Source organism: Paenirhizobium naphthalenivorans (assembly GCF_007992095.1).
GTDB classification, from domain to species: domain Bacteria; phylum Pseudomonadota; class Alphaproteobacteria; order Rhizobiales; family Rhizobiaceae; genus Allorhizobium; species Allorhizobium naphthalenivorans.
Map to the genome: position 1 here is coordinate 137,399 of NZ_BJZP01000011.1, position 9,388 is coordinate 146,786.

Annotated in this window: 8 protein-coding genes and 1 tRNA gene; 5 read left to right on the forward strand and 4 right to left on the reverse strand. The window is 62.6% G+C overall.

The window, feature by feature from the left end; all coding sequences use genetic code 11:
- Position 1: 1 nt before the first annotated feature.
- Positions 2-1,036 carry a TRAP transporter substrate-binding protein gene (locus RNA01_RS12950; protein ID WP_147180632.1) on the reverse strand — a complete coding sequence of 345 codons (1,035 nt, stop codon included), beginning with the start codon at positions 1,034-1,036 and terminating at the stop codon, positions 2-4.
- Positions 1,037-1,095: 59 nt separating this feature from the next.
- Positions 1,096-2,811, reverse strand: a complete 1,716-nt coding sequence (locus RNA01_RS12955; RefSeq protein ID WP_147180633.1) for a thiamine pyrophosphate-requiring protein — start codon at positions 2,809-2,811, stop codon at positions 1,096-1,098.
- Positions 2,812-2,949: 138 nt separating this feature from the next.
- On the opposite strand from RNA01_RS12955, the gene RNA01_RS12960 reads away from it, so the two are divergent.
- Both RNA01_RS12960 and RNA01_RS12965 read left to right on the forward strand, forming a co-directional pair.
- Positions 2,950-3,717, forward strand: coding sequence for an IclR family transcriptional regulator (locus tag RNA01_RS12960; protein ID WP_170253443.1), 768 nt, complete (start codon positions 2,950-2,952; stop codon positions 3,715-3,717).
- Between the two features lie 100 nt (positions 3,718-3,817).
- The gene (locus tag RNA01_RS12965) at positions 3,818-4,513 is read left to right on the forward strand and encodes a spermidine synthase (protein ID WP_147180635.1); all 696 of its coding nucleotides are present in this window, start codon (positions 3,818-3,820) and stop codon (positions 4,511-4,513) included.
- A 63-nt stretch (positions 4,514-4,576) separates the two neighbouring features.
- Here the strand turns inward: RNA01_RS12965 and dgcA are convergent, their stop codons facing one another.
- A complete protein-coding gene (gene dgcA / locus RNA01_RS12970; RefSeq protein WP_174824553.1) occupies positions 4,577-5,566 on the reverse strand; it encodes an N-acetyl-D-Glu racemase DgcA in 990 nt (329 codons plus the stop codon).
- A 212-nt stretch (positions 5,567-5,778) separates the two neighbouring features.
- Between dgcA and mnmA the strand changes: the two genes are divergently transcribed.
- Together mnmA and RNA01_RS12980 are read left to right on the forward strand one after the other, a co-directional pair.
- Positions 5,779-6,975: a tRNA 2-thiouridine(34) synthase MnmA gene (gene mnmA / locus RNA01_RS12975; RefSeq protein ID WP_147180636.1), complete on the forward strand. Its 1,197-nt coding sequence runs from the start codon at positions 5,779-5,781 to the stop codon at positions 6,973-6,975.
- Between the two features lie 135 nt (positions 6,976-7,110).
- A tRNA-Met gene (locus tag RNA01_RS12980) sits at positions 7,111-7,187 on the forward strand.
- Positions 7,188-7,252: 65 nt separating this feature from the next.
- Here RNA01_RS12980 and RNA01_RS12985 read toward each other — a convergent pair.
- Positions 7,253-8,575, reverse strand: a complete 1,323-nt coding sequence (locus RNA01_RS12985) for a capsular polysaccharide export protein, LipB/KpsS family (protein ID WP_147180637.1) — start codon at positions 8,573-8,575, stop codon at positions 7,253-7,255.
- 211 nt (positions 8,576-8,786) lie between these two features.
- On the opposite strand from RNA01_RS12985, the gene RNA01_RS12990 reads away from it, so the two are divergent.
- Positions 8,787-9,365 carry a transglycosylase SLT domain-containing protein gene (locus RNA01_RS12990; RefSeq protein ID WP_147180638.1) on the forward strand — a complete coding sequence of 193 codons (579 nt, stop codon included), beginning with the start codon at positions 8,787-8,789 and terminating at the stop codon, positions 9,363-9,365.
- The last annotated feature ends 23 nt before the right edge of the window (positions 9,366-9,388 follow it).

Genomic DNA, 9,388 nt, shown 5'->3' on the forward strand with positions numbered 1-9,388 from the left:
TTTACTTCGCGGTGTAGGCGGCGACCAGTTCGCGCGCCTTGGCGACGAGAGCGGCACCATCGATGCCCTTCGCCGAGACTTCCTTGACCCAGCGATCGACCACCGGCTCAAGCTGTACCTTGAAGGCGTCGGTCTCTTCCTGGGTCAGCTCGATATGCTTGTTACCGGCGTCAACGGCCTTCTTGATACCGTTTTCGTCCGACTGACGCCAAACGTCGGCAACATGCTTGATCCACTCATCGCCCGACTTTTCCTCGAAAATCTTCTGGATGTCTTCCGGCAACGAGTTCCACTTATCGAGGTTCATCGAAACTTGGAATGTTGTGTTGCCGAGACGGGTCTTGTTGATGCCTTCGATGTCATATTCTGTCTGTTCCTGCAGGTTCAGAGCCGGGATGATTTCCCACGGAATGAGCGCGCCATCGACAACGCCCTTGGAAAGCGCCTGCGGGATATCCGGAACCGGCATGGCCGCTGGTGCAGCGCCAAGCGCCTCGATTACCCATGCACCGGTACGGGTCGGAATGCGCATCTTCTTGCCGGCGAGATCGGAAGGCTTGCGCACTTCGTCCTTGGCCATCTGGATCGCCTGACCGGCGTGAACGTGCAGGAACAGGACCTTCAGGCCCTTGTATTCATCGGCCAGGTAGTCCTTGAACATGTCACGCATGGCAAGGTCGGTTGCCAGGATGTCGTTGGTGTGAATGAACGGCAGTTCAAACACTTCCGTGCGCGGGAAAAGGCCCGGCGTATAGCCATTCACGGTCCAGACTAGGTCGACAACGCCATCACGGACCTGGCTGATGAGTTCCGGCGGAGCGCCGCCGAGCGACATCGACGGATAGATCTCGATCTTGACGCGACCACCGGAGGCATCCTCGATGCTCTTCGCCCAAGGCTCGAGCATCTGCGTCTGCGCCGGCGACTTGGGGCCGAGGAAGTGGTGCAGTTTCAGCGTGAATTCCTGAGCAAGCGCCGAGGCGCTGAGCACCGTCGTCGCCAAACCGGCAAGCAAGAGTGTCTTAAGAGATTTCATTGGCATTTCCCTCCCTGTTAAAACCGATAAAAATTCTCCGCCGTCGGGCGGAATGCCTGCTATGCCACGCGGATATCGAGCAGCGCGGTACGCTTGTTTTCCATAACCTCGGTGATCGCCGCCTCCAGGGCCGCAGTCAGTTCGCTTCGTTGCGTCACCTTGCGCGCCCAGGCATTGCTGGCCTCTGCAACCTTGGTGAAGTCGGGGCTCGGAGAAAGGCCGGTAAGCGGCATCTGGTTCGCCTTGGCGGCATAGCCATCAGGATAGAGCATGGTCACCGACTGGCGCACCGCACCCCATTCCGCGTTGTTGAGGATCATGATCAGCACCGGGATCTCGCAGGCTTCCATGATCTGGTGACAGGCGACGGGATTGGCGAACATGTAGGAGCCATCGCCGAGCGTCGCGACGACGAGACGGTCGGGTTTGGCGAGCTTCATGCCCATGGCGCAGGGAAGCGACCAGCCGAGACCACCGGAGTGCGGCTCCTGATACCAGGCCTGCGCGTGATCGAGCGTCATCGGCGCAAGCGGGCAGCCGAGTTCGGAAAGAACGGTCGCGTGACGCCCGGCAATCGCCTGCGACAGGCTGAGCGAGACAAAAGCCTTGCTCATCACCGGACCGGCCTCGCCTTCGGCCGCGGCGATCGCCTGCGACCGGACGGCCTGCGAACGCTGTTCGACGGTCTCACGACGGGCCGCCCGGCCTTCCGGGTCTGGATCGCGGCGCGCGCGAAGGGCAGCCAGCAGAGCGGAGATGCCTGACGACGTCTCGCTGACGATCGACAGATCGGAGCGGAAATTGCGCACCGGAAAGCGGCTGAACAAGGGGTTCGGGCCGAGCTGGATCACCCTGGCACCGGCCTGCGGGTTCTGCAGGTCGGGTGCCCAGGGGGCGAGCGCGTCGATCACCAGGATGACGTCCGCCTCCGATAGCCACGGCTCCGGATTGGCGCCGACCGACATCGGATGATCGGTCGGAATGCCGATCTGCGTCGCCCAATAGTGCACGACCGGAATGGCAAAGTCCGAGGCCAGAGCTGAAAGCGCGGCAAAGCCCTCGGCATCGCCAGCGCCGCGCTGAACGAAGATCACCGGGCGCTTGGCGCCGATCAGCCAGTCGGCCGCTGTATCGATCACGGCGGCGGGCGCGTCCACCACGGCCGGCGCCATCAAGGGCGTCTCGGCGATCTGTCCGGCATCGATCTGCTCCGACAGAACCTCTCGCGGCAGACTGATGTAGACCGGCCCCTTCGGCGTGGAATTGGCGATCGCATGGCCACGATCGAGGATCTCGGCGATCTGTTCGGGAAAGCGTAGCTCGTAGTCCCACTTGACCGCCTCGCGCACCAGTGCGGTCTGGTCACGCATTTCCTGCCCCCAGCCGATCGGCACCGTGCGCGCACCGAAGCGGCCGCGCTCGACGGTCGGTGTGCGGCCGGACATCAACACCATCGGCACATGGTCCGTCGCGGCATTGAGCGCACCGATCGCGCCGTTCGCCAATCCGACATTGGTGTGCAGCATGACCACCTGTGCTTTGCCGGAGAGAAAATAATATCCGTGCGCCATACCGACAGCGGCATGTTCATGCGGGATGGTGATCGCCTGAGGAAGATCGATACCCGATGCGGCGGCCTCGGCAAGCCCCTCGATGATCGGCGGAAAATCGGTTCCCGAGTTGGCAAAGACGTAGTCGACACCCAAGGTCTTCAACCGGCTGAAAATGACGCTGCCGGCACTAACTTCGCCTGGCCTTGCATTCCGAGCATCCAAAACGCGACCCTCCCAAGCCGGCTTGACATTTCAATAATTGAAATACAAGTTTCAATAACTATCACATTCTTGAACGTAGACGTCAAGCGTCGAGGATTGATGAGTTATTCTAACTAATAAATGAGCAGTAGCGATAGAATGGTCACCCCCACCAACAACTCGATCGTCAAGGCCTTTGCCATTCTCGACCTGTTCGACGATCAGCGAAACGAGGTCACGACGGCCGACGTCACCGAACTGGTGGGGCTGAACACGATCACCGCCCACCGCTTCCTCAAGACCCTGCTCTCCGTCGGCGCACTCAGTTCCCCGCGCAAGGGTATCTATCGGCCGGGCGGCAAGCTGATTGAATATGGCGAACGCGCCCGCAGCTCCCGACAGCTGGCGCTACAATTGCAGCCCTTCCTCAATTCCCTGGCCAGTGAATCGGGCGAAGGCGCCATGGCCACCACCTTTGACGGCACGGCGATCACCTGCATCGCCGCGGCCCATTCCAATAATGCCTATATCTACGGCGCACGCGTCGGCGCCCGTATGGAAGCCTATGCGACGGCAAACGGCAAGCTCTGGCTTGCCTATTCGGGCAGGGAAGCGGTCGAATCCTATCTTGAGGCCAATCAGCTGCTGCCCCTGTCGCGCGCGACGCTGGTCGATGGCAATGCACTGCTTGCCGAAACAGATGAGATACGCCGGAAAGGCCATGCGGTGAACCATGGCGAACGCGAAGCCGGCCTGAGCGCGATCGCCATGCCGATCTTCGCACCGAACGGCGCCATGATCGCCGGCCTCTCGATCTTCGCACCAATAGCCGTTCTCGATCGCGAAACCGAAGAACGTTTTCTCTCGCTGCTGAAAAGAACGAATGTCGCAGCACAAGCGACACTCTTCCCTGCGTCGGCCGGATAGACCGCCTCACCTGCCCAGTCAGGTAAGGCGGTCCACGATTGAAATCGGCGCGCTGCTCGTGATAGGGGAGCTTTTGTCCCTCGACCTCTGAAAGATTGCCATGCTTCCCTGGATCCAGCTCGATTGCGCGCAAATCCCCGGCGGCGGCGGCGAACTGCGCCTCAAACAGCGCGGCACCGAGTTTTCCATCATGCTCGGCACGAACGAGCTGATGAACAGCCGCCTGAGCGGTTCGGAGGAGGCACTGGCGACGCTGTCATGGGAAAAGATCAGCCCGCGCAAACGTCCGCACATCCTGATCGGCGGGCTCGGCATGGGCTTCACCCTGCGCGCGGCACTCGCGGTTCTGCCACAGGACGCGCTGGTGACCGTGGCTGAACTCGTGCCGGAAGTCGTTACCTGGGCCAGAGGACCGATGGCGGAGGTCTTCCAAGGCAGCCTCGACGATCCGCGGGTCAAGGTCCATGTGGGTGATGTCGGCGCACTGATCAGCGCATCGCGAAACAGCTATGATGCCATCCTTCTCGATGTCGACAACGGTCCGGAAGGCCTGACCCGCGCCGCCAACGACGATCTTTATGATTATACCGGCCTGCGCGCGGCCAAAGCAGCGCTTCGGCCGAAGGGCGTGCTCGCTGTCTGGTCCTCCGGCCCCGACCAGGGCTTCACCCGCCGGCTGCGCGACGTCGGCCTCGCGGTCCAGGAGGAACATATCCGCGCCGGGCGCAATCGCGGTGCGCGGCACGTCATCTGGCTGGCCAGCACCGACGCATCCACCGTCGGCGCAAAGCGCTAGAAAGGATCCCGGCTCAGCGCTTTCGCCTAACGGCGCAAGGCTGCGATCCGAACCGCCGAGATTTCAGCCCCATAGCGCTGGTTCAGGCACCTGCATGATCGAGCCCACATAGCGGATCGGCGGCACGCGGTCGGCGGCGATCAGCAGCGGGCCATCAAGGTCGGCGAAGCTCGCCCCTTGCGCCACGAGAAAGGCCGGCGCCATGGCGAGCGAGGTGCCGAGCATGCAGCCGACCATGATGTCGAAGCCGGCGGCCACCGCTGCCTCGCGCATCAGCAGCGCCTCGGTCAGCCCGCCGGTCTTGTCGAGCTTGATGTTGATCGCATCATATTTGCCAACCAGATGCGCCAAGGACGCGCGATCATGGCAGCTCTCGTCGGCACAGACCGGCAGCACCCGTTCGATCCCGGCCAGGACATCATCCTGCCCGGCAGGCAACGGCTGCTCGACCAAGGCCACGCCGAGTCGCACCAGTGCCGGCGCCAGCGCCAGATATTGCGCCACTGTCCAACCCTCGTTGGCGTCAACGATGATACGCGCATTCGGCGCCCCCGCCCGCACCGCCTCGATCCGGCCGAGGTCATCGTCGGTGCCAAGCTTGACCTTGAGCAGCGGCCGGTCGGCATTTTTCGCGGCGGCCTCACGCATGCTTTCCGGCGTGCCGAGCGAGAGAGTGAAGGCCGTTTCGATTGGCTTGGGCACGGAAAGCCCGGCCAATTGCCAGACCGGCCTGGCGGCGCGCTTGGCCTCAAGGTCCCATAAGGCACAGTCAAGCGCATTGCGCGCCGCCCCCGGTGGCAGCCGTGTCTGTAACGCCGCCCGGTCGAGGCCGCGTTCGAGGTCCTCCGCCGTGCCGAGAATCGCCTCGATCACCCCATCGACGGTTTCGCCGTAGCGCGCATAGGGGACACATTCCCCCTGCCCGACATGAACACCGTCCGACAGGGAGACGGTGACCACGCGGATCTCGGTGCGCGAACCGCGCGAAATCGTGAACGTGCCGGCGACCGGAAAGACATCCTCGACCACCGTGAGCTTCAGACCATTCGCCATGTTCTACCCGTCTCCTCCGGACTTGCGGTCCAGCGCCGCGAATCGCCGCCCCTTGCGTGTTGCGACATTCCTTTCTATATCCGTCAACAAATAGGTCGAGGCCTGAACAGTCCAAGGACTGCAATCCGCCCAAAGCCACGCCAGCATGCTGGCAATGGCAACAGGGCTTCCCGAACCTCGCCTGCGAACGCATCAGATTGGCGGAAAAGCCCGTGAATACGCTGGATTTTGACAAGAAGCCGGAAGATACGCGCGTCGTCGTTGCCATGTCGGGCGGCGTCGACTCATCGGTCGTGGCCGGATTGCTGAAACGCGAAGGCTACGATGTGCTCGGCATCACGCTGCAGCTCTATGACCACGGCGCCGCCGTCCACCGCGCCGGGTCCTGCTGCGCCGGACAGGACATCGACGATGCCCGCCGGGTCTGCGAAACGCTCGGCATTCCCCATTACGTACTCGACTACGAACAGCGCTTCCGCGACACGGTGATCAACCCGTTCATGGAAAGCTATGTCGCCGGCGAAACGCCGATCCCTTGCGTCGCCTGCAACCAGACCGTCAAATTCGCCGACCTTCTGGCCACCGCCAAGGAACTCGGCGCCGACGCGCTGGCGACCGGCCACTATATCCGCTCCAGATCCGTGCCGCTGCCGAACGATCCGGGACACCGCGCCCTCTTCCGTCCGATCGACAGCGAGCGCGATCAGAGCTACTTCCTGTTCGCCACGACGCAGGAACAGATCGACTATCTGCGGTTCCCCCTCGGTGGCATGTCCAAGGCCGAGACGCGCAAGCTGGCCGAAGATATGGGCCTCGTCGTCGCGCAGAAAGCCGATAGCCAGGACATCTGCTTCGTGCCGCAGGGCAAATATGCCGACATCATCACCAAGCTTCGGCCCGATTCGGCCCTCGCCGGCCAAATCGTCCATCTCGACGGGCGTGTGCTTGGCACACACGACGGCATCCTGCATTACACGATCGGCCAGCGTAAGGGTCTTGGCGTCGCGACCGGGGAACCGCTCTATGTCGTCTATCTCGACGCCCGCTCGCGCCGCGTCATCGTCGGCCCTCGGGAAGCGCTGGAGACCCACCGCGTTCACCTGCGCGACATCAACTGGCTGGGCGATGCCCCGCTGGAAGATATGGCGTGCGACGGCTTTGCCTGTTTCGCCAAAGTCCGCTCTACCCGGCCGCCGACCCCGGCCATGCTGCACGCCGACGACGACGGCGTCTACGTCGACCTTGAGATCGGCGAAGCCGGTGTCGCCCCAGGACAGGCCTGCGTCCTCTATTCGGCGCCGGGAGCTGATGCGCGCGTCTACGGCGGCGGTTTCATCGACCGTTCCGAGCGCGCAGCAGACGCGGAGACCTTGCTGAAAGCCCTCCTGGCAAGCCCGGCGGCGGCCTGATCGACCGCCTCGCGCCAAGTCCACAGAAGCGCTTCTGTTTTTGCTTCCGTCGCGCTTGACACTGGCAGGATCATCGCCTTATAAGCCGCCCATCGCTTCGGACGGTTCCGCTTTCGGCAGGCCTTCGCGATGTGTGGCGGGGTAGCTCAGGTGGTTAGAGCGTGGGATTCATAACCCCAAGGTCGGCGGTTCAAGTCCGCCTCCCGCTACCAACATTCTCATTGAAATGAACGACTTCCAGCACCGCCCATCGGCGCCGCTGCGTGAGCCAGCGTTCCTAAGCTCCCGTGCGAAACCGGTCGAATCCCATGGCAAATCTCCCGTCATCCCGCGGATAGAGCCAGCGTCCCAGCCGCCGGAAATCCGGGTCCGACTGTTCGCGAAAGAAGCCGATCGGGTCGCGGCAATAGGAGGCCGCGTCGTCGGCACTGCCGATGCGCGCGACAAGCGGTCCGACAACGAGCGGCAGGAGATGACGCCAGCCCAGTACACCGAAGGGGCCGACCGGCCGCCAAGGCGCCGGCCGCGCCCGTGACGACAGGAGACGCCGGCTGTCGTCCGGCTCCCCGTCCCGTTGCCAGGCGACCATTTCGGCCAGCGTCGTCTCGAAACAACGCTCTGTGCCCGTGCGCGGATCGAAATAGCGCGGATAGAGCAGATAGACCCCGGCAAAAAGCGCCTCGAGGCTGAGTACGCGGACGCGCCGCGGGTTCGGCTGGCGGTCGTCGGTCAATCCCCAGCCGGAATAGAAGGGCGAACCGGAAACCGTCACCCGCTTGCCCCGCATCAGTGCCTCGAAGCCGGCAAGCGAGGTGATCGTATAAACATGGTCGACCTCATCGAGCACATCGGACAGCGCCACCGGCGCAGTCAGCACATGGCTGAGATCGGCCACCTCTGCCGGATCGGAACTTGCCTTGCGCACGCCCCCGAGCACATCCGGATGCGGCTTGTAGAGAATGGTGGCATCGGGGTTTTCCTTGGCGGCAAGGCGCACCAGATCATTGTTTAGGATCGGCATCGCGGCGCCATAGCGGATCGAGGCGTCGCTCTCGACCTGCCCAACCACCAGCACCCTGCGGCCCGTCCCTCCCGGCAGATCGGCCACCCCTTTCGACGGTTGCCCACCATATTTGCCGATACGAAGCCGGAGCATTTGCGCAATCCCCGCTCCCGCCCGCTCGATCAGCCCCGGATCGGCGTCGAAGTCATAAGCGTTCAGCAGGTCCTCCAGGTCGGACGGTCCGCGACTGTCGAAAAACGGTCGCTGCCGATCTATGGTCAGCGAGAACGGTGCGCTCTGGCCAGCGCTGCCGCCGACCGAGCGCAAGAAGCCGTCCTCGACGAAATGGACCGGAATGTTCCGCTCGGCACAGAAACGCTCCGCCGCCGCCGGCAGGTTCGGCCCCCAGACAATCACACTCGGATCGTCGAGCGCTGCGATCCGCGCCTGCCAGATATCGACGAATTCCCGCTCTTCCATAAAGAACGGCATGTAGTGAAAATCCCACTTCGGAAAATACGCTTCCAGCACTGACCGCTTCCATTCGTGGATATGGAAGGCGACGACGGGCTGGCGATCGGGCGGGGTTCGGGACATTCGCCGGGACTGCCTTCTGATTAGCGGGCGACCGTTCATAACCCGACACGGCCATGGCGACAATCGCGGCTCACAAGATCCTCGCAACCAGGCAAGTCAGCCAGAAAGCGCTTACCACCGGAAAAGGCCCTGGGGTCAGTACCGTTAAGGAACGGAAAACCTTTCATTAAACTTTAAGTAATATCCTTGTGGGCCTAAGTGAGGATAAACGATGCGTAGCGTAATTGTCGTTGGCCTTCTGTTGGCATTGACTGCTTGTGCGAAACCGCCGAGCCAGACGAGAAATGCCTGTGCGATCTTTGAACAGCGCGACGGCTTGTTCAACAATTGGCGGCGCGCGGCCGAAAAGACCGAGCGCGAATACGGCGTGCCTGTGCCGATTCTCATGGCGACGATCTATACCGAATCGGGTTTCCGCCATAACGCCAAGCCGCCGCGCACCAAACTGCTCGGATTTATCCCGTGGAAGCGCAAGTCAAGCGCTTACGGCTATTCCCAGGCACTCGACGGCACCTGGGACCGATATCAGCGCGAAACCGGCCGCTGGAGCGCGCGCCGGACCGATTTCTCCGACGCCATGCAGTTCATCGGCTGGTACCACCGCCAGACGGCGGCCAAGAACGGCATTGCCCTCAATGACCCCTACCAGCTCTATCTCGCCTATCATTCCGGCCACGCCGGCTATGCACGCGGCAGTTGGCGCAACAACTCCGAAGCGCTGCAGGGCGCAAAGCGCTTCACCGAAATCACCTATACCTATGCCCGGCAGCTGAAGAGTTGCCCGGACTGAATTGATCACCGCTGAGCGGACAC